22 protein-coding genes and 1 pseudogene are annotated in these 26181 nt (G+C 36.1%); 6 read left to right on the plus strand and 17 right to left on the minus strand.

The window, feature by feature from the left end:
• Window positions 1-40 precede the first annotated feature (40 nt).
• From ACN6MX_RS10615 to ACN6MX_RS10625, 3 genes are all read right to left on the minus strand, one after another.
• Entirely contained in the window at window positions 41-457 is a 417-nt protein-coding gene (locus tag ACN6MX_RS10615) for a hypothetical protein (protein ID WP_419958898.1), read from the minus strand.
• Between the two features lie 258 nt (window positions 458-715).
• The gene (locus tag ACN6MX_RS10620; protein ID WP_419962603.1) at window positions 716-1504 is read right to left on the minus strand and encodes a lipid II flippase Amj family protein; all 789 of its coding nucleotides are present in this window, start codon (window positions 1502-1504) and stop codon (window positions 716-718) included.
• Window positions 1505-1811: 307 nt separating this feature from the next.
• Window positions 1812-2021: an NUDIX domain-containing protein gene (locus tag ACN6MX_RS10625; RefSeq protein ID WP_419958899.1), complete on the minus strand. Its 210-nt coding sequence runs from the start codon at window positions 2019-2021 to the stop codon at window positions 1812-1814.
• A 326-nt stretch (window positions 2022-2347) separates the two neighbouring features.
• Here ACN6MX_RS10625 and ACN6MX_RS10630 point away from each other — a divergent pair.
• From ACN6MX_RS10630 to ACN6MX_RS10640, 3 genes and pseudogenes are all read left to right on the plus strand, one after another.
• Window positions 2348-3122, plus strand: a pseudogene (locus ACN6MX_RS10630) (Cof-type HAD-IIB family hydrolase).
• Between the two features lie 91 nt (window positions 3123-3213).
• Complete coding sequence (locus ACN6MX_RS10635) at window positions 3214-3480, plus strand: DinB family protein (protein WP_419962604.1); 267 nt, start codon at window positions 3214-3216, stop codon at window positions 3478-3480.
• Between the two features lie 380 nt (window positions 3481-3860).
• Window positions 3861-5375 carry a LysM peptidoglycan-binding domain-containing protein gene (locus ACN6MX_RS10640; RefSeq protein WP_419958900.1) on the plus strand — a complete coding sequence of 505 codons (1515 nt, stop codon included), beginning with the start codon at window positions 3861-3863 and terminating at the stop codon, window positions 5373-5375.
• 229 nt (window positions 5376-5604) lie between these two features.
• Here ACN6MX_RS10640 and ACN6MX_RS10645 read toward each other — a convergent pair whose 3' ends face one another.
• Window positions 5605-7290: an ABC transporter substrate-binding protein gene (locus ACN6MX_RS10645; protein WP_419958901.1), complete on the minus strand. Its 1686-nt coding sequence runs from the start codon at window positions 7288-7290 to the stop codon at window positions 5605-5607.
• A 90-nt stretch (window positions 7291-7380) separates the two neighbouring features.
• Between ACN6MX_RS10645 and ACN6MX_RS10650 the strand changes: the two genes are divergently transcribed.
• Window positions 7381-8571 carry an MFS transporter gene (locus tag ACN6MX_RS10650; RefSeq protein WP_419958902.1) on the plus strand — a complete coding sequence of 397 codons (1191 nt, stop codon included), beginning with the start codon at window positions 7381-7383 and terminating at the stop codon, window positions 8569-8571.
• Window positions 8572-8662: 91 nt separating this feature from the next.
• On the opposite strand, the gene ACN6MX_RS10655 is transcribed toward ACN6MX_RS10650, so the two are convergent.
• The 5 genes from ACN6MX_RS10655 to ACN6MX_RS10675 form a co-directional block, all read right to left on the minus strand.
• Window positions 8663-9412, minus strand: a complete 750-nt coding sequence (locus tag ACN6MX_RS10655; RefSeq protein WP_419958903.1) for a phosphotransferase — start codon at window positions 9410-9412, stop codon at window positions 8663-8665.
• Between the two features lie 290 nt (window positions 9413-9702).
• Complete coding sequence (locus ACN6MX_RS10660) at window positions 9703-10365, minus strand: HAD family hydrolase (protein WP_419958904.1); 663 nt, start codon at window positions 10363-10365, stop codon at window positions 9703-9705.
• Window positions 10366-10377: 12 nt separating this feature from the next.
• Window positions 10378-11037, minus strand: coding sequence for a VC0807 family protein (locus ACN6MX_RS10665; protein ID WP_419958905.1), 660 nt, complete (start codon window positions 11035-11037; stop codon window positions 10378-10380).
• Window positions 11038-11173: 136 nt separating this feature from the next.
• The gene (locus ACN6MX_RS10670) at window positions 11174-11545 is read right to left on the minus strand and encodes a YolD-like family protein (protein WP_419958906.1); all 372 of its coding nucleotides are present in this window, start codon (window positions 11543-11545) and stop codon (window positions 11174-11176) included.
• 233 nt (window positions 11546-11778) lie between these two features.
• The gene (locus ACN6MX_RS10675) at window positions 11779-12771 is read right to left on the minus strand and encodes an LLM class flavin-dependent oxidoreductase (RefSeq protein WP_419958907.1); all 993 of its coding nucleotides are present in this window, start codon (window positions 12769-12771) and stop codon (window positions 11779-11781) included.
• Between the two features lie 648 nt (window positions 12772-13419).
• On the opposite strand from ACN6MX_RS10675, the gene ACN6MX_RS10680 reads away from it, so the two are divergent.
• On the plus strand, window positions 13420-14058 hold the full coding sequence (locus tag ACN6MX_RS10680) for a hypothetical protein (RefSeq protein ID WP_419958908.1): 639 nt from the start codon (window positions 13420-13422) through the stop codon (window positions 14056-14058).
• Window positions 14059-14501: 443 nt separating this feature from the next.
• On the opposite strand, the gene ACN6MX_RS10685 is transcribed toward ACN6MX_RS10680, so the two are convergent.
• The 6 genes from ACN6MX_RS10685 to ACN6MX_RS10710 all read right to left on the minus strand — a co-directional run bounded on the left by ACN6MX_RS10685 (window position 14502) and on the right by ACN6MX_RS10710 (window position 23208).
• The gene (locus tag ACN6MX_RS10685) at window positions 14502-15806 is read right to left on the minus strand and encodes a dihydrolipoamide acetyltransferase family protein (RefSeq protein ID WP_419958909.1); all 1305 of its coding nucleotides are present in this window, start codon (window positions 15804-15806) and stop codon (window positions 14502-14504) included.
• 146 nt (window positions 15807-15952) lie between these two features.
• The gene (locus ACN6MX_RS10690; protein WP_419958910.1) at window positions 15953-16936 is read right to left on the minus strand and encodes an alpha-ketoacid dehydrogenase subunit beta; all 984 of its coding nucleotides are present in this window, start codon (window positions 16934-16936) and stop codon (window positions 15953-15955) included.
• Entirely contained in the window at window positions 16936-17946 is a 1011-nt protein-coding gene (locus ACN6MX_RS10695; RefSeq protein ID WP_419958911.1) for a thiamine pyrophosphate-dependent dehydrogenase E1 component subunit alpha, read from the minus strand. The genes ACN6MX_RS10690 and ACN6MX_RS10695 overlap by 1 nt, the downstream gene beginning before the upstream one ends.
• Window positions 17947-18491: 545 nt before the next feature.
• Window positions 18492-19922 carry a dihydrolipoyl dehydrogenase gene (lpdA, locus tag ACN6MX_RS10700; RefSeq protein WP_419958912.1) on the minus strand — a complete coding sequence of 477 codons (1431 nt, stop codon included), beginning with the start codon at window positions 19920-19922 and terminating at the stop codon, window positions 18492-18494.
• Window positions 19923-20017: 95 nt separating this feature from the next.
• Window positions 20018-21112: a branched-chain amino acid dehydrogenase gene (gene bcd, locus ACN6MX_RS10705; RefSeq protein WP_419958913.1), complete on the minus strand. Its 1095-nt coding sequence runs from the start codon at window positions 21110-21112 to the stop codon at window positions 20018-20020.
• 74 nt (window positions 21113-21186) lie between these two features.
• The gene (locus tag ACN6MX_RS10710; RefSeq protein ID WP_419958914.1) at window positions 21187-23208 is read right to left on the minus strand and encodes a sigma 54-interacting transcriptional regulator; all 2022 of its coding nucleotides are present in this window, start codon (window positions 23206-23208) and stop codon (window positions 21187-21189) included.
• 128 nt (window positions 23209-23336) lie between these two features.
• Between ACN6MX_RS10710 and ACN6MX_RS10715 the strand changes: the two genes are divergently transcribed.
• Window positions 23337-23588 (plus strand): DUF2627 domain-containing protein, encoded by a 252-nt coding sequence (locus ACN6MX_RS10715; protein ID WP_211894577.1) that lies wholly within the window; start codon window positions 23337-23339, stop codon window positions 23586-23588.
• Window positions 23589-23594: 6 nt separating this feature from the next.
• On the opposite strand, the gene ACN6MX_RS10720 is transcribed toward ACN6MX_RS10715, so the two are convergent.
• Window positions 23595-24314, minus strand: a complete 720-nt coding sequence (locus ACN6MX_RS10720; RefSeq protein WP_419958915.1) for a glycerophosphodiester phosphodiesterase — start codon at window positions 24312-24314, stop codon at window positions 23595-23597.
• Window positions 24307-25878: a DUF342 domain-containing protein gene (locus ACN6MX_RS10725; RefSeq protein ID WP_419958916.1), complete on the minus strand. Its 1572-nt coding sequence runs from the start codon at window positions 25876-25878 to the stop codon at window positions 24307-24309. Before ACN6MX_RS10725 ends, ACN6MX_RS10720 begins: the two co-directional genes overlap by 8 nt.
• Window positions 25879-26181: the final 303 nt, after the last annotated feature.

The following is a 26181-nucleotide window of genomic DNA, read 5'->3' on the forward strand; positions in this document are numbered from 1 at the left end:
AAGCTTGGATAATACTCCTTCTAGTTTTGACAACGGGGTTTTAATGAAACCTCTTCTTTCCTAATAAACTAAATAGTACAACAGCCACTACGAATAAAATAAAATAATAATAAGGATTCCAATGAGAACTCGCTTTATGCACAAAGACTGCTTTCACATACTTCTCTTTTTTCACCCGAACAGCAATAGCTGTATCTGTTGAAATATCGCTTATTGCAAAATATTGTGTGCCTTTTGGATACTCATTAGAAGCATTACCATAATAGTTACCTGTCGTATCGTTAGGCTTTGTTTTTACTTCCCCTATACGTTTGCTAATTACACTGTTCTTAACCTCTTCAGTAGTCACTTCATATACATTTCCACTCCAAACAACAAATGGATAAGCCCAACTTAATGCTTGAGCAGAAGTCGTTGCCAAAATAATCAATAAAAAGACTAATGTTATTTTTTTCAAGAATCTCCCACCCAATATTATTATTTCACTACTTACTAATTGAAAGCTTCCCCTTACCACTATCTTTATTAAATTTATAGAATTCCATTATGTGCATCCAAAGTATTCGTATATAATACTTATTCAACCATGTCTGAGTTTCTTTTGTTATGCAATTTTATAGATTTTGAGCATATGTTTATTTTCTTGGGAGTTTAAATACATTATTGCACAATTCTATTTTTTTAGATTTGAGAACATTAAATGTGGTTACTGAAACTACATAAGGAATTGTGTAAACCACGCAATATACTTTGCACCTGGTATGAATAAGACCTGTGCTAAAAGTGTTCCTAACAGTCTTGATGTAACCATCATAATAGAGGCACTTTTTAATGTGACATAGTTCCCTTTTTTGTTGAGTACATCATCTGCTAGAATTGAAATTTTAGGGTCAATAAATACAATTAGTAAGATTGTAGCTACACCATTTATTAAACCCGATGCCATAACAGCAGTTGTTGCTCTTTCAGGTGCAAGCAACGCTGCATATAGTGCAGATAAAACTCCAATTGTATAAATCGCTGTTATTAATATATTAATGCAAAATAATTTAATAGGTATATCTCGCCAACTCATATCTTTCAAATAAGTATATCTTGGTAGATGAATATGCTTTTTTGCACGTTTTAAATATGATAATGTAAATCCTTTTTTCAATAACGCTGGAATTGAACCTCTTTCTTCTGCTAAATGAATGATTGCCCTCGAAAAAAAAGCAATAAAAGTCGGCAACAAAAGTAAACCTATTATTGTGCCTAATGTTGCAGAGCCAATTAGAATTCGATACTGACTTTCGACAAATTCTAAAGCATTTTCTTTTGGTGCATTATCGATCAAACTTCCCGTAAAAGGTTGTTGCATCATATTCGCTAGTCTTGAAACCATTACCATCACATTAAATAGGGAAAGTGCCGATGCTAATAGTTTCACTCTTGCACCAGATAAACGTACTGAATAAGCTAAGGTTTCGATTGAATGAATTATTAAGATAAATAATGCAATCATTACTAATTGCGTTGTGAAAAATTCCAATGACATTACCTACTCCACTTTTAATTGTTTAAAATAGTTTCCGATTTCTGGTCTATATCTATCTCCTATTTGCTTTATATAAACGAAATATAATTAGATATTGTTTCCAAAGTAATTTTAAATAGATCAATACTCAATTGATACTTAATTAAATTTAGATTCTTAATTGGCCATGATTCTATTAAATATTAGATTTTGGATTACCACTTGTCTTTAATTCCTCACTTTTAACCTCAAATATTTGATTTATTTCACAATTTAAAATGCCTTTCTTTTCCCATTAATGCTCCACTAAGCCAATGAAATTTACCACTATACTTTCAATACCTAATTCTTCTTCGATTTCTCTTACCAGTGCTTCTTTAGCACTCTCACCAAATTCAATGTGACCGCCTGGCAAAAATGTATTGTTATAACCTTCAGCTTTGGCTAGTAGCACTTTTTTGTCTTTTATAAAGATTCCTCTTGCTAAATGATGAAATGTTTGCAAATAAATCTCCTCTAACACGTTTTCAAAGTTTTTAAACTCCCAAACTCGTTCTTGCCCTATGTATTCTAGAAGTTGGGCTAATATTCCTTCTAAATCAGCCAGCTAACCATCGTTAGTTAAGAAAGCTAAAAAACGTTCATCCTTCCTCATTAATGCAATTTAAATTTTGCATCACCTATATTGTTACTTATAAAATTTTTGAATATTGCGGGATATCGTCTTCATGTTTATATTATAATAGAGTGGTAATATTTGTATTTAGAGATTAGCCTTTTATTTATAAGTTACATACTTTCCTATAATTGATTTTTTAAGAGGGGATTTTTATGGACTACAAAATTGTATTTTTCGATGTAGATGGAACTATTACGCATTATAAAGATGGTAGTATTTCAAATAAGACAAAAGAAGCAATAAAAGCATTAAAAAACAAAGGTCTAAAAGTGGTAGCCGCAACTGGAAGACCATTATCCATGTGTAAAGAAATATATGAACTAGGAATAGACACGTTCATTACAGCAAATGGGGCATATGTGAAGCACGACCAAACGATTATTCATAAAGTGCCAATGGACAATAAAATCATACAAGAAGTTTTGAAATTTGCATCTATATCGAATCAGGATCTATCTTTTTTCACTGAAGAATTTAGCATGAACGGCGTAAAAAATTCAGAAACATTAAAAGCATTGAAGGAAACTTTGTCATTGACTGACTACTTCTACCATCGATCACTTGATTTATAACAAAGAGGTATACTTAATGTGTTTGTATGCAAATGACGAAACAGTTGAGAAATATATTCAAAGATTTCCGCATCTAACATTTAAAAGATGGCATCCTTTTGTGTTGAATGTGTTACAAGAAGAGGTTTCTAAATCTTTAGCCATATTAAAAGTTTTACAGTATTTTGACATCGATAAATCCGAGGCTATTGCATTTGGTGATGGAGAAAATGATATAGATATGTTGGAATTAGTAGGACTTGGTATAGCTATGGGGAATGGAAATAAAAACTTAAAGGAAATTGCTGATTTCGTTACTAAAAAGTCAAGTGAGGACGGAATCGACTTTGCATTAAAAAAGTTCGGGATAATTTAAAATCTTTTTGATAAGGATCTATTATTATCCTATTAAAAATAGTTGTATATTAAAATACTATTATAACTATGGAGTGAATGAATTGGTAGATATGTGTTTGTATAATTGGCAAATCAGAGAAGACTGGTTTATATGGTGCGAAACCATTTCCAATGAAGAACTTATGAAGAAACGTATCGGTGGTATGAGTACCATTTTACATAATCTATTTCATGTAATTGACTGCGAACAAATCTGGGTAAACCAAATGCAAGGAACCCCTGTTATCCTTAAAGATATAAATAAAGTATCAACTCTTGAAGATGTGAAGGTATTTTCCAATTTAACCAATTCAGTAACATTGAACTTTATACAATAGCATATTTCTGAAGCAGAGGATAAAACTTTAGTAGTTCGGAGTATGAATGGTACTACTAAATCACTCTCTTTTGATAAAATAATTAGTCATATTATATCTCATGATCCATCATATTGGACAATTATCAATCTGGTCTAAAGAATTAGGATTGAAACCTATATCTTCCGATCTTATATTTAGAGATTTATTTTAGAAACCACATCTTTCACTTTATGAGTTGTATTCAGTTCCGCAAAATAACCTCTATTTCCTCCTCGCGCGAGACACAAAGACATACTTTTGGTCACCTTACCACAAAGTACCTGTATCTATTAATCTTAATCCATAGTAGTATATGAAGGTTCTAATAATACCTTCAAACTAGAGGAGAATGGGATTAAGTGAAAAAAACACTTCATATTTTTATTATATTTGTTTTATTTTTAAGTTTTGGACCTATACAAGGCACTGCTGCTGGTAATTCACTTTCAGTTGGTACTGTTCAAATAGATAATGTTAAAGTATTAAGTTTACCTAAACAAGGTTCATCTATTATCACAACTTTAAAAAAAGGTGAAGAATTCCCTTTACTATCCACTGTATCGGGAGACTCATCCACCGTTATCAAGCATACTGTCATTTCAGGAAATACATTATGGAAAATTTCAAATCAATACGGAATTTCAATGAGTGAACTTCAAAAGGCAAACAATCTTACCTCTACAGAAATACGAATTGGCCAGAAATTAGTAATTCCACAGAAGTACAAAATATATACTGTGATAAATGGAGATACTTTATGGAAAATTTCTAAAAAGTTCGGAGTATCTATTAATGATTTAACCAAATTGAACAATTTGAGCTCTTCAAACCTACTTGTTGGGCAAAACTTAAACATTCCCGATTATTACCTACAAGTTCAGTTGCTAGGCGGAAAAAAGGGCTGGGTAAAAAAATCACTTTTGCAACAAAAGAATCTGCAACAAATCGTTATGGGATGGAAATATAATGGAAGCTCCCAAAGTTATATTCAACAATTGAACCATTCGAATTTAAATGTTGTGTCACCACGTTGGTATACTTTAACCAATTCAGGCAATTTTGTTTCCATAGCAACCGATACAAAATATCTACAAGATGCACATAGCAAGGGCAAGAAGGTTTGGCCACTAATTGGAAATAAATTCGATCCTGTTTTGACGGACTTAGTATTAGATAATGCTGCAAATCGTCAAAAATTAGTGTCGACACTAAAGAATTCACTGATTCAAACAAAAAGCGATGGGATCAATGTGGACTTTGAAAACATCGATCCTAAAAACAAGCAAGATTTTGTCCTTTTCATAACCGAACTTAAAAAGGCTCTTCAACCAAATGGAATTACAGTATCAGTTGACGTCACACGGGAAAACATCGATCCTTTTTGGTCTGGTAGCTTAGACCGTAAAGAGCTAGGTAAAGTTGCTGACTATATTGTCATGATGGGCTATGACGAACATTGGGGCGGTAGCCCAGTAGCCGGGTCTGTAGCTTCTATGCCTTGGGTTAAAGAAGGCGTAGAACTTTTAATGAAGGAAGTGCCATCTCATAAAATCATTTTGGCAGTACCCTTCTACACAAGAGAGTGGGTCACTAACTTAACGACAAATAAAGTGAAAAGTATTGACCGCACAATGGGTGAGATCGAGCGAACGATCTCCTCAAAAGGTCTTAAAAAAGTTTGGGATCAAAATACGCAGCAAAATTATGTAGAATACACTGCAAACGGAGAGAAGCACCAAATATGGGTGGAAGATAAACAATCTATCAAACTTCGTATCGATTTGGCTAACCAATATAATCTAGGCGGTGCGGCTGCTTGGTATATTGGAGCTGAAACACCAGATATTTGGGATGTATATCATTTCCATAATTAGTTTTTGGTAGGAAACTTCCTTTAGAAGATCTTTTTCTACAACCTGAGTCCATTATTTAGATGGACTTAGGTTGTTTTTATATTTTCTATTAACTTCGAGACTTTCCCACCAAGCATCCTTATTTCCGTTTAAGTAATCTTTTCTCAGATCCTAAAGTGTTATCATTCTAGAAACTGAAGTAATACTGCTTCTAGTTCCATTAGCTTCACCATTGAGTAGTGTAGTGTTATTAAGTTCGATATATTTTTCTATAGTCTATTTTACCATTTGTTTCCATTTTGATACCCGCGAACGGACTATTATCTCGAATGTATAAATTATGTATACGGTGAGATAAAAACTTAATAGTTACTGCTTGTTGCATGACTTTCTCTACCTCTATAAACAATTTAACCACTTTCTGATCATCGGAATAATTCAGTATTTGCTCCAATAATTCTTCTACTTGTTCCTTAACTTTACCGTTGAGAAACGGTGTTATTGGAAATTGAACTGACTGGAAAATATGAAGTAAAGATATGATTCTATCTTGTCCTAAGGCAATTCCACCTATATAAATATCGTAATCGGATACGATTTGATCTGATGGAGCACGGTAAGGAGCAAGCTCTATTTCATGCTCAATTCCATAAGCCGTTAGACGCTCACTTAAGATGTTTGCCTCGCGTAAATGGTTTACATTCGCGCGAATTTGCTGTACTCCGATTTTTAATTTTGGAAAATGACTTCCTAGAACTAGATCTGTTATTGGTACTACTACTTCCTTCGCATCTAAGAAAAAACTATATGCCACCGTTTCACCGTATTCTTTTAAGCAAAATTCATGTGGATTAATAAGCGAATAAATAGTCTTTCTAAGAAGCTCATCTTGCAGAACGCTATTTGACGTTGCATTGAATAATATGAAGTCCCCACCTTCTTCACGAAAAGTTTTCTTTATATGCGGTATTTTATCATCAAATGGTATAGCAGATAGCCCAAACTTAACTATTTCCGGTGTATGAATAATTTCTATAACATCAATCCATGGACGTTCTTTAAAATAATTTGGAAAGACTGTTAATCGCATATACTCCTCTTTAAAGGTAGTTAACTGGAAAGGTCCACAACCAACAGGAATTCCCGTTTCTCCACCTTTTATCCACTCATAAGATACAATCGCCATTTTAATACTACACAAGAGACGTGGAAATAATGCATTCGGTTTTTTAAGTGTAATTTCTATGCTATACGAATTCAGTGCTATAATTTTCACTATTGTAAACAAATCAAATACAATACTCATCGCTCTCTCTAAAGATGCGACTACATCGCGACTCGTTAGCTTTTCCCCATTATGGAACGTGACATCTTTACGAAGTGTAAATCTCCATACACGGTGATCTACCGTATGATAGGCAAATACTAAATTCGGTCGAGCTCGCTGTGTTTCTGGACAAAATTCAAATAAGGTCTCGAATATTTGTCGCGCGATATGGCCGTCATGTCGTGATAATCCTTTAATAGGATCTATATTAAGCTCCACTTTTGGGTAGGGATAACGAAATATATCTAGTTCATCTTCAGATTTGTTAAATCCATATCTGTCTGTCAGCCATGTATTCACCTCTGGATTCCCTAATAGCTGATATTCATGTAGCAGCTTATAAGCTTTGTCATAATGTGCTCCTTGCCACTGTTTATCAAACTCTATAAAAATTGCCTGTAGTTTCGGTAGCTTGATTTTTAGCTCTGGCTTTTTTCCACGACCTTGATAGGTCTTCCAGTCGACCCACTCCGACTCATAACACTTTTTGACAATGGTTTTAGCATACCTAGTTGAGCAGTTCCAAATGTTTGCTAGCTCTTCAATAGTCGTTTCATACTTTGTAAATGGCTCATACTTTTCATACAAAAGCAATAAATATCGAATCATTCATATCCTCCTAAAAGGTGAACAAGTTTATTTTAATTTTCACTTTATGTTCTTCTTTTTTTATTTTACCATTTGTATAGGAGGGTTCATATGAATTTATATAGCAATAAAAACTTTACTATTCTTTATTCCATTACGATTTTATCCACATTTGGGAGTACCATTTACACATTCATTTTGCCTTTACTTATTTACGATTTATCCCAATCTGCTTTAGCAATGAGCACAATGCGGATTGTTGACTTTTTACCGAATGTTTTATTAGGAATGCTTGCTGGAGCTATCGTTGATCGTATGAATCGTAATATAATGATTGTTTATGGTGGACTACTAAAGGCTATTCTTTCCGCCTTTTTAACATTTGTCATTTACTTAAATTCAGTGGAGCTATGGCATTTGTATCTTTTAGGCTTTCTTATTTCTACCGTTGGTTATACAGTTGGAAATGCTACTCACGCTATTATGCCGCAGCTTTTTGATAAAGCATTGATGACCGATATTCAAGCTAAATTTTCATTCGTAAATACATTTGTCTCAATTATTGGTCCCTCTTTGGCAGGTGCACTATTACTTATAATTGCTTTTGACCATTTAATGATTGTATACACAGTATCGCTGCTTGTTATTTGGGCTATTAGTTTATCCATTGATAAGACACCAACTCCTGAACGCCTAAAAAGGCAGTCATTACTGGAGGATATGAAGGAAGGTATTCAAGAACTATTTGGTAACAAACTGCTTCTTGTACCGACGATCTCCATCTTATTTGTGAACTTAGCTACTAGTTTGATAATTGGAGTACTAGTATTTTATGTCGTTGATATTCTAGGTGAAACGAAGGAGCAACTTGGTCTTATGTATTCAATTGCTGCACTAGGAGGGCTTTTAGGAGCACGACTTATTAAACCATTAAGAAAACGCTGGACTAGGGGTTCTATATATATTGGACTACATGCCATAGATGCTTTCGTCCTTGTGTTATTCTTCTTTGCAACAACTTGGTGGCAACTTGGGATTTTATTAGCTTTCCGTTCGTGTACAACGGTTATTACCAATATAATTTATTTAGCTGTTCGCCAAGAATCCACACCGAACCATTTGCTCGGTCGTGTCGCAGGTACTTCTTCAATGTTTATGAAATTAGCGCTACCAGTTGGGTTATTTATTGGGGGAATTTGGGCCGAAACATTCCCTATTCCATATATTTTTATCATCTCGGCGTTTATCGTACTTAGCATTTGTATACTATTACAGAAAAACAATTTTCAAACGATGGTGTAAGACCTTTTCAAATAAAAAATGTGTAAATAAAAAGAATCCACTTTTGAATAAAATATTATCAAAATGGATTCTTTTTCTGTGATATCAAAAATTATAAAGGGAAGTAATAATTTATTATGTCCATAAGACGTTCCGTTTTTTCGGATGAAACATTCTCAGATAATCTTGCCCCAGCAATAATTGGTGCCCACTGAAAAACATCGTATTTTGATAATCCACTTTTTTCACAATAGAGTCGCAAATACATTTCAGCTAACTCCGGTAAGAATTGTGAATACAAAAGATACGTCCGATATATGTCAGCACGAATATCTCCTACGCTGGAGTCAACCCAATCTATAATGGTTACTTTATTATCTGACATTATTAAATTAAATAGATGAAAATCTCCATGACATAACCGATTTTCAAATGTCATTGAATCCATTTTTTGTATTAAATAAGACTTTTGCTTTTCATCCAAATTATGAACTGATTTAATTTGACGACGTAGTTTTTCAGACATTGGTTCAAATGAATCTGCTTTAATCATATGGATTTTTTGTTGTATATCAATGGAAATATTTATGTAGTATTCTGCTTGTTCCATGTTTTCGGTTAAGAGATCACCTAATGTTCTTCCCTTAATATATTCCATTATGATAGCTTGTTTGCCATCTATCTTTGTGACATCCAATACTTTTGGCACCAAGAGTCCACACGAAAAAGCATATTTTTGCTTATTTGCTTCATATGAGGATTCCGTGTCCGGTAAATAGTCGTTAAACAGTTTGATAATCTTGTCTTCGTAAAGATATATTTTCGCTGTATTACCAATAGCTATTGGGTTCCCCAAATTCATTTGTAATTTCTCCTAAATCCCGATTATTCTATTAAATTTAAATGTCTCTTTTGTTTGCAGAGTCTCTACAAAATTCCTGTTTGGTTAAAACCTCATTTTTCTTGCATCACTTTCAATTCGTTCTTTGCATGTAGGACACGAAAACTTTCCTTGCATATTACGTTTATACTTTTGGTACTGGGGATCATTGTCGTAAAGCTTAAATTCTTTTTTGCAAAATAAACATGTGACCGTATAAAAAAACATGTAACAACCCCCAGTTTTACTTATGTAATAGCATATGTATTCAACTATCTAAGCTCATCAACAATAGCTAAAATATCCATTAAATCATCTACTACATACTCCGCCTGAATATCCATCCACTGAACGTCTTTCTTCCAAACTCCTATCATTCCAACATTTTTAGCCCCCTGCACATCATTTTCTGGATGGTCACCGATAAAAACGCATTCGCTGGGGAGCACACCAAGTTTGTCGGCAGCACGTGAAAATATTTGGGGATTTGGTTTTTTAATATCTTCCCATTCAGAAACTAAAATGCTCTGAAAATAATCTTCTATTGCTAAAGCCTTTATATTATCCATTTGAAACTGACCGTATCCATTCGTAATCATCCCGATCAGCATCTTTCTTTCCTTTAATTCCTCTAGCATTAACAAGAGATTATCGAATGGGACACAATAATACTTAAATTCATCCAAATAGTCCTGAAGCAGTTCTTCCCAAGTAATCTTTGTGACCTCAAACTCCTCCACTAGTTGCCGATATACTTTATCCTTCCAAACGTACCCTCGACTATCCAGTTGAATAAACCTTTCTATATACACATCTTTTGTAATATGACCGAGAAGGTGAAATAATCTATCATACTGTTTGTCAGCAAATAGCTTTAATGACTCATCTCTATTGAGCAGAGTACCATCTAAATCGAACAAAATTGCTTTAATCATTTTATTCTCCCTTTATGTAGACTCTGATACTACTTCCAACTCTTTCTCAGGAATTGTCAGCTTGCTCGCTACTTTTGTTATTTCATTTCCTATAAAAATATAGCCTACAATCATTACTCCACCGAAAACCCAGCTTGTAACTCTTAAATATATTAACATGGAGCCATATGCATCTACTCCATGTTTATTTAGCAGCCAGGATTTCAGTAGAGCCAGAGTTATTCCTCTCACAACGAATATTAATGTGAGGAGCTGAAACCACTGAAAAAGTTCCTTTCTAAAAAAAAGCACCCTATTGTTTTCTCTTGGATATCCTTGTAAATAGGCCACATCCATCGCAAAGTAAAGAGTTAGCGGCTTTTTAATAAGCATCGATACTAGAAATACCCCGCTAAATGCAACTCCCACGAATACCTGATTCCATAGCATCCGCTCTGCAGTTCCTGACAGTATATCAACAACCGTCCCAACAAGCAGACTCACTAATATAAAAATACCCGTTATATTAAACTGACGATCTCTAACAAAATTTGTAATGGTGTAAACAAAGCCCGGAGCTGTCGATAAGAGCATTGCCCAGTAATCACCTAGACTTTCCCTTCCATATGTCCAGATTACAAACGGTAGCCCCATATAGAATATGAGATCAAGTATAACCGTGTATTTTTTCATTCATGTCCTCCCTCTATCTCCTATGTATTCAATTCTCCTAGAATAATCTTCCACATCTTCCTGTTAAAATCCTTCTTTTATTAGTTCCTAAATAAAAACATCATCCACGTTAAAGGAATGATGTTTTTGGTAATCGCTATTCTAATATGGTGACATCTATAATTTCATCAATAGATAGTTCAAATGAGCGAAAAGAATCCTCTAGTTCAATTGTTCGCTTCCTCAAATCAATCCATTGTATTGTACCGCGGTTATAGATAAACTCTCCCTCTTTCCACCGTTTTATTTTGATTTCTACATTTCGTTTCATTGCAAGCGCGATTTGATCTTGAATTGCTTCATAATCGAATTCATTTAAATCAGGGCGCGGTTCTTTTTTTATTTCTACTGCGTACTCACGAAGCATTTTCACATGCTCAGGCAGCATCATCGCTACCCATTTTTTCGACCCGCGATCCTGTATATGGGATAAGTCTAATTGGTTCCAATCTTCCTCGAAGTTAGCCATGCTATCACGTTCTTTCTTTTTCATTCATCATACAGAACATTTGTTCCTATTTCAAGTAGAAATAAATGGATAATGAAAAAATGAATATGCATAACAACTAGTTTAAGCTGATTGATCGAATATGAATGGTTATTGATCGATTATTTGATTTCATCGAGCGATTCTCACAGATAAGACAATTCTTCATACAAAAAGACACGCTCATAATGAACGTGTCTAAAACAATTTCTTGTTTACATCAATTCTTTTGCAAGTAAACGGTAAACGTTTAACCTTTTTTCTTGGGAATGCGGAATGCTACAAATCATCGCTTCCTCAAATCCAAAATGAGCCTGCTCTTCTTGTAAAATTGTTGCTACCTCTTTTGGTGTACCAACTAAATGAATTTTGCGGTTTTCTTGAATCATCATACGATCCATTTCGGTTAAAGGATAGTTTTGAGCTTCTTCCGGTGTTAATGTTTGACGAATTTGGCCTCTCATTAAAGAGAGTCTCGAAATATCTTGAGGAAGTGCTTCGTATTCAGCTTCATCTTTTGTTTCGGCAACCGTTACCATATACGTTACGTTGATTTCTGGCTTCTCCATTAGTGTAGAAGGCTTGAAATTGCTTCGGTATGTATCAAAAATTTCTTTCGTCATCCCACCTTGGAAAAACTGTGCAAATGAATAGCCGACTCCCAATCGACCAGCTTGAAGAGCACTATTTCCAGTGGAACCGAGCAGCCACGCTTCTGGTAAAACAATATTCGCCGGAGTAGCGATTGTTCGTTTATATAAACTGTCCTCTGGCACTTCATCGCTGAGTAATTGTAGCGTGGTCGTTAGTTTTTCATACATATTATTTAGCATCGGCTGACGACCCTCGGAAAGAGCATACATTGCATAATTATCTCCCCCTGGTGCGCGGCCAACGCCAAAATCAATACGACCCGGTGAAAATGCACTTAATGTTTTAAATACTTCCGCAAGTTTCAATGGAGAATAATGCATCATCATCACTCCACCTGTCCCAATTCGGATGTTCTTTGTTTTCGCGGCTAAATGTGCAGCAATCACTTCTGGAGCAGAACTTGCAATAGTTCCTGTTCCGTGATGTTCTGCCATCCACATACGATTATAACCTAACTCATCTACTAAAATAGCCAGTTCTTCTGCTTTTTTTAATGCTCCTGCCGCTGTATTGCCAGCTGTGATTGGCGCTTGATCAAGTACACTTAGTTTCATCTAATCTATCTCCCCTTCTACAAATGCTCGTTTAATACTTCTCTTTTTAAATGCTATCGAACAATAATTGAAAAGTAAACGAAAGGGACTTGATCATAGTAAAAAAAGATTAATAACTATAAGAATGGTCCAAGCGACTTTTACTACAAAACAAAATTTCTATTGTTTTCGAAGTACTTAGGTATCTTGGTACTATAACTAGAACAAGTTGTGTTGCTTTCACTGTGAAACAAAACTTTCTACTTCTTTTTATATTAATGAACACATAAAATCTTAACAGCACATTCTCAACGTGAGGAGATGATTTTTTGGTTAGTCTATTAGAAAATGTATTCCAAATATCAGCAATAATACTACTGCTATGCTCAATCTATTATTATAGACAGTTTAAAAAAGTTAAGAGAGAAAAAAAACTATCTTCCCTTGAATTTTCAATGTTTTTATTAACTGAAGTAGCGATTTTTCTTTGTGCAGCTAGTTATCTGATTCTTCTTTTGGATAGAAGTTAATAACTTTTAGCAATGGGCGACATTTATCCAGAAGTATAAATTACTTATTTCCTACTTCCCTCTATGTTATGGAAGCTGATGGTAAAGTCCAATCTCACTTATTCAATTTTCATATACTAATAAATAGGGAGGTGAGAAAGTGAGTAATGATAAGTATAGCTCTTTCCGCAAGGATGAAGCAAAAATAGGATCGGCACACCAAGAGTGTATTGACCGTGCCTATCGTATTCCTATATTTTTAAGTACGACAACTCATTTAAATAACAAGCAACAACAGTTTTTAAACCGTCTAATTTTAGAGATTGAGAATGCTTTGCTCTTTCCGCGTACATTACCTTTAAGTGAAAGTTACCCCGAGTCTATTTTAACTGATATTCGTCGATTGGTTTCATCAAGCTATGGAATGTTGGCAGTAAACCTTCGTCGTTTTAAAGTTCAGACAGTTGAACTCAATGAACAAACCACTCCACCAACTAATCTACCAACCACTCCTATCTGGGAAGGATCCGTTTATTCCCAAGTGGAACCTTCAATGGCTTTTCAATTTGGACTACCCTTATTATTTGTAAGGGAAGAAGATACTGACGCAAATAATGGAATTTGGGCAGGAGGAATTGCCCCACTCAACCTATTTATCGTTTGGCATTCTGATACTCAAACGGTTGATCAATTCTTTAAAACTCCGGAATGGAGATCAGCCTTTGCAAATTGGTGTGCACAAGTAAGAAATGCTTTTTATATTCAGACAGAGCCTAATTTCAAGTACAGATGTGACTGATAAACCAATACTATAGCATCGAGTCGAAAATATATAAGCTATTGTCTACATTTATATATTTTCGACTTATTTATACAAAACAAATATTTTCATTTGTCTACTAAATACAAATTGGACCCAAAGCCCAAAGACCTACTTTATTTTAATAAAGTGTATTTGAAAAAATCACCAGTTGAAAGAAGCATCAAAACAGTGGATTGTTCTTTTACACTTGATTAATATCAACCTTTTTACAATATGGGTACAATCCGCTCTTCAACAATCGACCCGATTATTGAACAACGAAAAATCAAAACTGAAATCAATGTCCACTTTAATAATTCGATATAAATGTTTGGCAAAATAAAAAATGTACACCACTAAAAATGAATTTAGTAATGTACATTTTAAAAATATACAACATTATAAACAAGTGATGATGTGTTACTGTAAATCAATTCAAATTAATAAACAGATGTATTTTCTTTCGTAATGTTCTCCAATATTTCTTTCACACGTGCTAGGAAACGACCAGCAACTAAACCATCTAGTACACGGTGGTCTAATGAAAGACATAAGTTTACCATATCACGCGCAGCAATCATTCCCCCATCCATGATGACAGGACGTTTTACGATAGATTCTACTTGTAGAATAGCCGCTTGTGGATAGTTGATAATTCCCATAGACTGAACAGAACCAAATGATCCTGTGTTGTTTACAGTGAATGTACCACCTTGCATTTCGTCTGATTTTAATTTACCCGAACGAACTTTTGAAGCAAGTTCGTTTACTTCACGACCAATACCTTTAATCGTTTTTTCGTCCGCATTTTTAATAACCGGAACGTATAGCGCGTCTTCTGTTGCTACTGCTATAGAAATATTGATGTCTTTTTTCTGAACGATTTTATCCCCAGCCCACATAGAATTCATCATTGGGAATTCTTTTAATGCTTGCGATACAGCTTTCACGAAGAAAGCGAAGTATGTTACATTAAAGCCTTCTTTTTGTTTGAAGTCATTTTTTATAGAGTCGCGGTATTGAACCATGCTCGTAACATCTACTTCAATCATTGTCCATGCGTGAGGAGCTTCATGTTTGCTGCGCAGCATATTTGCAGCAATTGCTTTACGCACACCTGTAACAGGAATCTCGATATCTCCAACCGCTACTGGAACGTTAGCTGGTGCTGGTTTTGGAGCAGAGGCTGAAGAAGGAGCCACTTGTGACGGTGTTGAAACAGCTTCCTGCTCCACTTTTGCTACCGGAATTTCTCCACTCTCAACAATTTTCAATAAATCTTTACGCGTGATTCTGCCTTCGTTACCAGTACCAGTAACAAGAGAAAGGTCGATGCCATGTTCCTGTGAAATTTTTAGCACTGCAGGTGAGTAGCGCGCTTTAGCACCTTTTTCACGTTCTACAGGGGCAGCATGCTTTTGTACTTCCGCAGGTTTAACAGTTTCAGCAGTAGGCTCCTCGGGAGCAGCCTCTTTTACTTGAACTATTTCCTCAGAAGACCCACCTTCTGTTTCAATGGTACATACGATTTCTCCAACTGCCAGTGTATCTCCTTCGTTTGCGATTAATTCTTTAATAACTCCTGTGAAGGAAGAAGGAACTTCTGCTGTTACTTTGTCCGTATTTACTTCAGCTAGAGCATCGTATTTATTTACATGATCGCCTGGTTTTACTAACCATTTTTCTATCGTTCCTTCAGTTACACTTTCCCCTAACTGGGGCATTTTGATTTGTTCGATTGCCATTCGTTTTCCTCCTTATCAAATTCGCCTTGGCGTATTTGGGTCCAGATTTTTATCGAGCTTGCTCGATAAATTCCTTAAAAAAATCTGTGACATCCGCCGGAGGCATTAACTTCATTTGGCAAAGTCATTTTTTTTGCTGAATGAAGTTAGTATTCAGCTAGCTCACGCATCGCTTTTTCGACTTTATCTGGATTGATCATGAAGAATTTTTCCATTGTTGGTGCATATGGCATAGCAGGAATATCAGGACCAGCAAGACGCTTAATCGGTGCATCTAGGTCAAATAAGCAGTTTTCTGCAATAATTGCAGCAACTTCCCCTATAATACTACCTTCTTTGTTATCTTCTGTTACTAACAGAACTTTACCTGTTTTAGAAGCAGCTTCTATAATTCCTTGTTTATCTAAAGGATAAATAGTACGTAAATCTAAGATATGTGCGGAAATGCCGTCTTTTTCTAGACGCTCTGCAGCTTGTAGTGCAAAATGAACGGCAAGACCGTAAGTGATGACTGTAATATCTTCACCTTCACGTTTCACATCAGCTTTGCCGATTTCAATAGTATAATCTTCTTCGGGAACTTCCCCTTTAATAAGACGGTACGCACGCTTATGCTCAAAGAACATAACAGGATCCTCATCACGAATAGCGGCTTTTAACAAACCTTTGGCATCATATGGTGTAGATGGAATAACGATTTTCAAACCAGGTTGGTTAGCAAAAATGGCTTCCACCGATTGAGAATGATAAAGTGCTCCGTGAATTCCTCCACCAAATGGAGCGCGGAAAACAATCGGACAAGTCCAATCATTGTTAGAACGGTAACGAATACGTGATGCTTCAGAAATAATTTGGTTTACTGCGGGCATGATAAAATCAGCAAACTGCATTTCTGCAATTGGGCGTAGCCCGTACATCGCAGCACCTATTCCAACACCAGCTATAGCAGATTCTGCAAGAGGTGTATCTAGCACACGGTACTCTCCAAATTCATCATAGAGACCGTTTGTCGCTTTGAATACTCCACCTTTACGACCAACATCTTCTCCAAGCACGAAAACGCGTTCATCGCGAGTCATTTCTTCTTTCATTGCAAGTGTGATTGCATCAATATAAGACATGATTGCCATTATGCGTTCCCCCCATCTTTTTCAGCGTATACATGTAACAGCGCATCTTCTGGTGCAGCATATGGAGCATTTTCTGCATAGTCCGTTGCTTCGTTTACTTCCTTCATAATACGATCATTAATTTCTTTTTCTAAATCTGTCGATAAAATATCTAAATCACGTAAGTATTTCGCAAATGTAATAAGTGGATCCAATGCTTTACCTTCTGCAATATCTTCTGCTGTACGGTATTGTCTGTCATCGTCATCAGATGAATGGGCAGTCAAACGATATGTTACTGCTTCTATTAGGCTTGGGCCTTCGCCATTACGCGCACGGTCTGCAGCTTCCTTCACTACTCGGTAAACCTCGATTGGATCTTTTCCATCTACAGTTACACCAGGCATTCCATAACTAGAGGCACGGTCTGCAACTGTTTTACTCGCAACCTGACGTTCAAATGGTACGGAAATAGCATAATTATTATTTTCAACCATTGTAATACATGGTAATTGGTGAACTCCTGCAAAATTTAATCCTTCATGGAAATCACCTTGGTTAGAGGAACCTTCTCCAAGTGTTACAAATGTAATAAAATCTTTTTTCTCAATTTTCGCAGCTAGAGCTACTCCTACAGCATGTGGTAACTGAGTTGTAACAGGTGACGAACCAGTTAGTATTCTATTTTTCTTTTGACCAAAATGTCCTGGCATTTGACGACCACCAGAATTTGGATCTTCTGCTTTTGCAAAAGCAGAAAGCATTAAATCTTTAGCAGTCATTCCGAAGTGTAAAACAACACCCATATCACGATAATAAGGTGCTATATAATCTTTTGTATTATCAAGAGCAAAAGCTGCTCCTACTTGTGCGGCCTCTTGACCTTGACAAGATATAACAAAAGGAATTTTCCCAGCGCGATTTAATAACCACATACGTTCATCAATACGGCGTGCCATTAGCATTGTTTCAAACATAGCTAGCACATCTTCATTTGTTAAATCTAATTCAGCATGACGATCTTTTGTCATCTAGAACTCCCCCTTTATTTAAAATCCAAGCAAAAAAATATACTTTTTACTCTACTTATGTCTAGCTCCGACGCCCAGCCTCTCGAGTCGTTTCAGAATGCCGGATAAAGGCAAAAGGCGCCTTTACCGTCATTCTTCCAACGCTTATCGAGGCTTGAGTGGGCGTCTGCGCTTTTCTACATTGTCTAGCTCCGACGCCCTGCCCCTCGAGTCGTTTCAGAATGCCGGATAAAGGCAAAAGGCGCCTTTACCGTCATTCTTCCAACGCTTTTCGAGGCTTGAGTGGGCGTCTGCGCTTTTCTACATTGTCTAGCTCCGACGCCCTGCCCCTCGAGTCGCTTCAGCCTTACCGAAAGGCAAAGGACGCCTTTACTTCAAGACTTCCAACGCTTTTCGAGGCTTGAGTGGGCGTCTGCGCTTTTCTACATTGTCTAGCTCCGACGCCCTGCCCCTCGAGTCGCTTCAGCCTTACCGAAAAGGCAAAGGACTCCTTTACTTCAAGACTTCCAGCGCTTTTCGAGGCTTGAGTGGGCGTCTGCGCTTTTCTAGTTATGAATAGCTTTACCATCTACAGCTAGTGCAGCTTCTCCAATCACTTCACTAAGTGTAGGATGTGGATGAATCGTATGTGCAATTTCCCAAGGCGTTGCGTCAAGAACCATTGCTAGACCAGCTTCTGAAATCATATCGGTTACATGTGGTCCAATCATATGAACCCCAAGAATATCATTTGTCTGTTTATCTGCAACGATTTTCACAAACCCATCAGATTCACCGTAAACTAGTGCTTTTCCAATCGCTTTAAATGAGAATTTACCAACCTTCACATCAAATCCTTGTTCCTTTGCTTGCTGTTCTGTAATACCAACGCTTGAGCTTTCCGGATTTGAATAGATACAACGTGAAACTAATGCATAGTCAATTGGCATGATATCGTTACCAGCTATATGTTCAATCGCAGTAATTCCTTCATGACTAGCCACATGTGCCAGTTGAAGTCCCCCGATTACATCTCCAATTGCATATATATGAGATTCTTTTGTTTGGAATGTTTCTGTTACTTGGATAAATCCTTTTTCTACAACGATATCTGTATTTTCAATGCCAATACCTTCTACATTTGCTTGTCTACCAACAGAAACTAACATTTTTTCTGCTGCAAAGGTTTTCGTTTCACCATTTATCTCCGCAGAGATTTTCACTTCTTTTTCTTTTGTTTCTAGAGTTTCTGGGAGTACTTTTGCACTTGTTACAATAGTTACACCCTTTTTAACTAGCAGCTTTTGCATTTCTTTTGAGATATCTTTGTCCTCTGTCGGTATAATGCGATCTGCATATTCTACCACTGTTACCTCTACTCCAAAGTCATTTAACATAGATGCCCATTCAATTCCAATAACTCCGCCACCGACGATTAAAATAGATTTTGGAAGTTCTGTCATCGCTAGAGCTTCATCGGAACTCATGACAAATTCTCCGTCAATCGTTAAACCAGGTAAAGTGCGTGGTCTAGATCCAGTAGCGATTACTACATTTTTGGGAATGAGCATTTCATTTTCTTCGCCATTATTCATCTCTACAGATATAGTTCCACCTGGAGAAGGTGAAAAAATAGAAGGTCCCAACATTCTTCCTGTACCTTCATATACATCTATTTTACCTTTTTTCATCAAACCTTGTACACCTTGATGTAATTGGCCCACGATAGATTCCTTACGTGCCTGTACGCGACTAAAATCAAGTGTTACCTCTCCTGTATTAACACCGAAGTCGGCAGCATGATTTTTAGTAGTTGCATACACTTCAGCACTACGAAGTAAAGCTTTGCTCGGAATACAACCTTTATGTAAGCAAGTACCACCTAAATTTCCTTTTTCAACGATTGCTGTTTTTAATCCAAGTTGAGCCGAACGTATAGCAGCAACATATCCGCCCGTACCGCCACCGATAATTACTAAATCATAATCTTTTGCCAACTTTACCATCTCCTTAAATTTCCATCTAAGAAGGCCGCTTTACTTTAAAAGAAAGACGGCCTACTTTAGTTCAATAGATGAAATTAGTTGTTTTCTTAGCGTCCGTTTAAGATATGTTTGCCATTTTGTAAGAATTGACCACGTGATTTGCTTACTCGTGCAATACGTTCTTCTGCCAAACGGTCTGCAGCAACATATGATGGAACACCATCACGTTTTGAAATTTCAAAAATACGTTCAATTTTATCATAAATAGTAGCTACGCGTTTCATCGCACGTTCTGCATTGTAGCCATATAATTCGTCTGCTACATTAATAACCCCACCCGAGTTAATAACATAATCCGGTGCATAGACAATGCCCATTTCATGGATTATATCCCCATGTGTTGTGTCACGTAATTGGTTGTTTGCTGACCCAGCAATTACTTTTGCTTTTAATTGTGGAATTGTATTGTCATTAATAATCGCACCTAAAGCACATGGAGCAAAAATATCTGCATCTACCGAGTAAATATCGTTTACATCGACCTGAACTGCTCCAAAAGCATTTACTGCACGGTCAACCGATGCTTGGTTAATATCTGCAACGATTAAGTTTGCGCCTTCTTTGTGTAAATATTCGCAAAGTGTATACGCTACATTACCTACACCTTGTACTGCAACAGTTTTACCTTCTAAAGAATCTGAGCCAAATGCTTCCTTAGCAGCTGCTTTCATCCCAACATAAACACCGTAAGCCGTTACAGGTGATGGATTACCTGAAGAACCAAATGCTTCTGAAATTCCAGTTACATAGTTAGTTTCTTCATGGATTAAGTCCATATCTGCTACAGTTGTTCCAACGTCCTCAGCTGTAATATAACGACCATTTAACCCTTGGATGAAACGACCAAAAGCACGGAACATTTCTTCATTTTTATCCTTTAATGGATCTCCGATTATTACGGTTTTACCACCACCAAGATTTAGACCTGCTGCGGCATTTTTATACGTCATACCTTTTGCAAGACGTAATGCATCCTCAATCGCTTCTTCTTCAGTCGCATAATTCCACATACGTGTCCCACCAAGTGCTGGGCCTAAAGTAGTATCATGAATTGCTATTATTGCTTTTAACCCTGAAGTTTTGTCTTGGCAAAACACCAATTGTTCGTAATCATAAGTTTCCATATATTTAAAGATTTCCATGTGTAGTTCCTCCTAGTAGTTAAATGGGCCTTACTTATATATTCAATACCCCTATTGTTTGAAGTGTCTCCCATTTATGCTAAATGATATTTTTCTAATTTGTAATATAATGTGCGGAGTGAGATGTTAAGCTGTTTGGCGGTTCGTGATTTATTTCCCCCACAAACTTTTAATGCGTGTGCCAATACCGTCTTTTCCATTTCATCCATTTGTTCTGCTAACGTGCCAAGTGAAGCCTCTCCCTTGTCTTCACTTGGTAAAACTAACATTGACTTTGGTAGATGGTATTCTTCCACTATTCGATCATTTGGTTGCAAGAAGATCATCGAACGACTAATGACATTTTCCAGCTCTCGAACATTTCCTGGCCAATCATATAGAAGTATACTCTTCATCGCTTCTTCTGAAAATCCTTCTATATTTCGGCCAAATTCTTGATTTAACTTCACAAGTAAATGCTCAGCTATTGCTGGAATGTCCTCTTTACGATTACGTAAAGAAGGGATATGAATTGGCATTCGATTCAATTGATAATAGAAATCTTCTCTAAAAGTACCTTCTAGCATTGCTTTTTCGAGGTTCAAACTACTTGATGCGATAATTCGCACATCTATAGGTATAGACGTCGTTCCCTCACCTCGAATGATTGCATTTTCTCTAAGAACACGTAGCAGCTTTGCCTGTGTCTTTTTCGTAAGTTCCCCAACTTCGTCCAAGAAAATGGTTCCATTTGTTGCTTGCTCAAAAACTCCAGGTTGTATAAACCCATCTTTTTCTGAACCAAATAACTCTGTTTCTAGCAAATGCTCTTCCTCTGAGCTACAATTTACACGAAGAAACGGATAACCCGATCGATTACTTTCACTGTGTATAGCAAGAGCAAACAAGTCTTTCCCAGCACCGACTTCTCCCCTTAAAAGAACAGTTACGAGAGCACTTGCCGCTAGCTTAGCTTGCTCAATGGTGAAGTTTATTTCGTTTGATGTACCGACGATATCTTCAAAGCTATAAGTTGCGCCTAACGTTCTGATGAGCGTGCGAGCATGGTCTAATTCTTTCATTAATCCACGCATCTCGGTCATATCGTGTATAACTCCGACACTTCCTTTTAGCTGTTGGTTAACGATGATAGGCGCGACATTAACGATAACATCTTTTTTCTGTTTACCTACTCGTAGATTAACACCACGAATAGGCTTGCGAGTTTGTAGCACTTTTAGGTGGATACTTTCCCCTTCAGAAATATCCGCAGTTGCAGGTTGACCAATTACTTCCGCTTCACTAAATCCAGTTATTCTCGTATAGGCCGGATTAATAAGAATGCCTTTACCGTCTTCATCCACAACGGAAATAGCATCTTCACTAGAATAAATAATGGCCTCTAGCATTTTTTGAATTTCTGTTAGATTTGTAATTTCTTCAGCTAGTCTAACTACTTCTGAAATATCCTTGAAAACTGCAAATGCCCCGACGGTTTTTCCTTCTTCATTAATCATCGGATAGCGCGAGGTGACAATTTTGGTACCGCTTTCAAGAATAAGTTCTCTGTTTAGTTCGACAAGACCCGTATCGAATACTCTTGGTAATTCACTTAATGAGATAACCTCATGCACATGTTTTCCAATGGCCATTTCCACGGATAATTGCGTCATTCTTTCTGCACTTTTGTTGAATAAATTTACGATACCTTGATCATCAATTCCAATCATACCCTCTTCAACTGAATTGAAGATTAACTCCTGCATAATCGTTTTGTGGTCAATAATGTGTATATACTTATTTTTTTCTTCTAAAAGTGAAACAATTAAGTTAGCAATTTCGCCCGGTATTAATACCGCAGTGGCAGGTCTATTTGCAAGAAGTTCATGAAATACCTCTTTGTTTCCCGTAACATCGATGATGATCTGAATATCCCCATTTAGGAGAGGTTTCCAATCTTTATACGTAGGAATATTAATCTCTTTTGCAAGTTTTAACCCGGGAGCTTTTTCATCAATGTCTACAATAGCTCTTACCTGAAGGTAATCAGCCTGTTGTATTAATTTCAAAAGTGCATACCCTCCATTACCAGCGCCTACTATAATTATGTTTTGCAAGAATATGCACACCCCCATTAATCATCTGCAACTTATTGCACTTCTCATTTATCATAACGTAAGTTTCTTTCGTTGACAATCATATTGTTGATAGTAAAATTAAATTAGTAAGAACAGGAGTGAAAAAAATGGCTCGTTTAGCGGCTTTAATCGTGTTATTAATTCCTGGAATTTTAGCAGCATTTGGGATTAAATTAATGAGAGATACATTTTTCGGATTGCAAATCCTCCCTATTGGTGGCCTGGCCATACAATTTATAAGCGGATTAATATTTACGGTTTTAGGATTAGGCTTTTTTGCAGGATTCTTATTGAACCGTGATCGTAAAAATGGGAAAGTAGCTCCACGATTTCAAAAGAAAAAAGACGTAGACTTATAATAAAAGTCAGCGTCTTTTTTGTTGTTGTATTACTTTTTCGGGGTAATCAGTGATCCACCCAATCACAGATTCATGGGGATTTCGAATATATTTTTCATTGCCCTTAATATTATAAAAGCGCATAGGATAACCAGCATCCCATACTTTTCTCATCAAATCCGACTCGTAAAATTTTTTATTGAAGTGAATTGCATCTATTTCTTTAATGGACAAAACATAATCCCAATCAGAATTTTTTTTGCCAATGAAAGCTGTTTGGACTTTTCTATCCATTGCATGTATGGCTTGTAGCACACTAAATTCAAAGGAAGAAAAGTGGACATCTGAAATATTCGATGCTTTTTCTACCACTTCTCGAATTTTTTCAGTTTTACCAAGAAAGGATTCCTTTAGTTCAACATTTAACTTTATCCCTAGAGGGGTCACAAAATGAATGAATTCATCAAAGGTCACTACTCTAGAATAGAAAAACTTACGGTAAAACACTTTTCCAAGCTTTAACTGCAAAACTTCCTCTGCAAGCATATCCGTAATTCTTCTTTTATTTCCCGCTAGTCGAAAAAAATCGATATCATGCGTAACAAAAGGAACGCCATCTGCTGAAAGCTGTAAGTCTAGTTCAATTCCATCTACACCTAGCTTTACAGCCCTTTTAAACGCTTTCATAGAATTTTCTACTGTTTTGAGTGCTGCACCGCGGTGAGCGTACACAGGTATATTAGGCATTTAGCTCCCCATTTTCCAATTTAAATTTCCCTTGGGTTTGTGTTGTTAGAAAAGAAGACTTGTTTCCAATTTGAATAATAGTTCCTGGATTTGCTTCTCTTGTAATTTGGATGAAATAATCTGACGTTTGTCTTAACATTTTCAAAATACGCTGAATCTCCCCATCTAGTTCTTTAATCTCACGTTGAATTTCATTATACTTTTGCTTCGTTTGCTCATATATCGCCACTTGTTGATTTGTCATTGAACTTTTGAATTGATTTAATTGACTTAAACTAAAATTGAGCTTTGTCGTTTCTTCCTGTAAATTCATCATATCCTGTGCTTTTGTTTTGGCATTTTCGGTTAAAATTTTCCGGTCTATTCCTTGGACAATCAATTCTGTTTTTCTTTCCGAGTTGTTACCTGTATATGCAGATGTAATTGAATTGATAGCAATCGCTTTACCACCAATAATTTTTCCTTTGCGCTCATCTAAGACAAGTGAATCACAGCATATTGTAGCGCCTAACGAATAGAAACCAATGTGTATATTATCTTTCGCCTCTAGCGTACATTCATTGGCATGCTTAACAAATATATTATGATGTGCCTCGACCTTTGTGACTCCTCTTCCAAAAATACCACCTTTAATGAATACATCTCCTTCGGTGGATTTAATAAGCTCAGCTGCATGAACACCTTCGTTGGATTCAATGGAGATATCACCTGAAGAGACTATTGAGTAGCCCGGCATTACAGTTCCTCTTACTTGGATAGAACCATCAAATTTCAAATTACCTGTCTCTAGTCCTACATCACCATCGATAACAAGATGCTTTTGGACCGTAAGTAATCCATTTACTTCTCCGATTACTCCTTTTGTTTTAGACCTAAGAACTGTCTTCCCTTCCTCTTCCACTTCGTAAGCTGATTTAGTGTCATATTTTAATGGAAAATCGTCACCCATTAATGCAGGTACTGATTCACCCAAAATATTTTTTCCTGCTATTCCTTGTTTTGCAGGGAATTTTTCGCCAAGCCAAGATCCCTCATTAATCTCTACGAGGAAGTTCATGTCAAAGTAATCCGCTTTACCATCTTCATTTATTACTGGTGTCTTTTCCGCTTGTTGTAAATAAGAAATTTTAGCATCGGCACCTTTTTGAGGTGGTAGTCCCTTTGCAATTATGTAGGATTTACTCGTTTTTACTGTCAATAAATCTAATGGCTGATGACCATAAACAATTTGATTGTCTTGAAGTAGCTTTTGTAAATTTATTTGAAGATTTTCTAAGTTCTCTTGTATAAAGCTCTGCGATTCGTAAATAGTGATATATGCTTCCATTTTATCACTACTTATTTCTAACTCCATACTATCAATCCAGGTACCTAGCTCAATAGGATCATGTGAACTACTTTCGACAGCTTTTTTTACAGCCATAAAATTAGAAATTTTCAATCTCGGATGATTTCTAGTCAATTCATCCACTTTCTTTAGATTATAATGATCATTTTTAATAGTCATAAATACTCGTCCATTTTCCGTAGAAAGCATTATTTCATCATTCTCAATGATTATCATAAATTAAACACTTCCTCTCATCAATTATTATACTCACTATTGAAAATAGTGTGATAAAAATTTTGATTTTGAGAAAAATATCGCTATTAATACCTAATTGTTATTATCATTAACTAGTGAATCTTAATTTTAAACAGATATTTAGTCTCCCAATAGACCTACTTCTAAGGGTACAAAGTAACCACTACCACAAATTTATCTAGTCTGAAAAGTCCTTGTTTCTATATTTTAAGTCAGTCGGTTTAATATTTCTCACTTTTATGAAATATAAAAAAACCAGCGAATCAAAAAATTCGTTGGTTT

Source organism: Psychrobacillus sp. BM2, assembly GCF_048572895.1.
GTDB lineage: Bacteria > Bacillota > Bacilli > Bacillales_A > Planococcaceae > Psychrobacillus.

Bases quoted from the DNA above. Each gene is read 5' to 3' on its own strand.
- ACN6MX_RS10620 (WP_419962603.1), bottom strand. From the start codon at position 1,504: ATGATTGCATTATTTATCTTAATAATTCATTCAATCGAAACCTTAGCT.
- ACN6MX_RS10635 (WP_419962604.1), top strand. From the start codon at position 3,214: ATGTGTTTGTATAATTGGCAAATCAGAGAAGACTGGTTTATATGGTGC.
- ACN6MX_RS10645 (WP_419958901.1), bottom strand. From the start codon at position 7,290: ATGATTCGATATTTATTGCTTTTGTATGAAAAGTATGAGCCATTTACA.
- ACN6MX_RS10650 (WP_419958902.1), top strand. From the start codon at position 7,381: ATGAATTTATATAGCAATAAAAACTTTACTATTCTTTATTCCATTACG.
- ACN6MX_RS10655 (WP_419958903.1), bottom strand. From the start codon at position 9,412: ATGAATTTGGGGAACCCAATAGCTATTGGTAATACAGCGAAAATATAT.
- ACN6MX_RS10660 (WP_419958904.1), bottom strand. From the start codon at position 10,365: ATGATTAAAGCAATTTTGTTCGATTTAGATGGTACTCTGCTCAATAGA.
- ACN6MX_RS10665 (WP_419958905.1), bottom strand. From the start codon at position 11,037: ATGAAAAAATACACGGTTATACTTGATCTCATATTCTATATGGGGCTA.
- ACN6MX_RS10670 (WP_419958906.1), bottom strand. From the start codon at position 11,545: ATGGCTAACTTCGAGGAAGATTGGAACCAATTAGACTTATCCCATATA.
- ACN6MX_RS10675 (WP_419958907.1), bottom strand. From the start codon at position 12,771: ATGAAACTAAGTGTACTTGATCAAGCGCCAATCACAGCTGGCAATACA.
- ACN6MX_RS10685 (WP_419958909.1), bottom strand. From the start codon at position 15,806: ATGGCAATCGAACAAATCAAAATGCCCCAGTTAGGGGAAAGTGTAACT.
- ACN6MX_RS10690 (WP_419958910.1), bottom strand. From the start codon at position 16,936: ATGGCAATCATGTCTTATATTGATGCAATCACACTTGCAATGAAAGAA.
- ACN6MX_RS10695 (WP_419958911.1), bottom strand. From the start codon at position 17,946: ATGACAAAAGATCGTCATGCTGAATTAGATTTAACAAATGAAGATGTG.
- bcd (WP_419958913.1), bottom strand. From the start codon at position 21,112: ATGGAAATCTTTAAATATATGGAAACTTATGATTACGAACAATTGGTG.
- ACN6MX_RS10715 (WP_211894577.1), top strand. From the start codon at position 23,337: ATGGCTCGTTTAGCGGCTTTAATCGTGTTATTAATTCCTGGAATTTTA.
- ACN6MX_RS10720 (WP_419958915.1), bottom strand. From the start codon at position 24,314: ATGCCTAATATACCTGTGTACGCTCACCGCGGTGCAGCACTCAAAACA.
- ACN6MX_RS10725 (WP_419958916.1), bottom strand. From the start codon at position 25,878: ATGATAATCATTGAGAATGATGAAATAATGCTTTCTACGGAAAATGGA.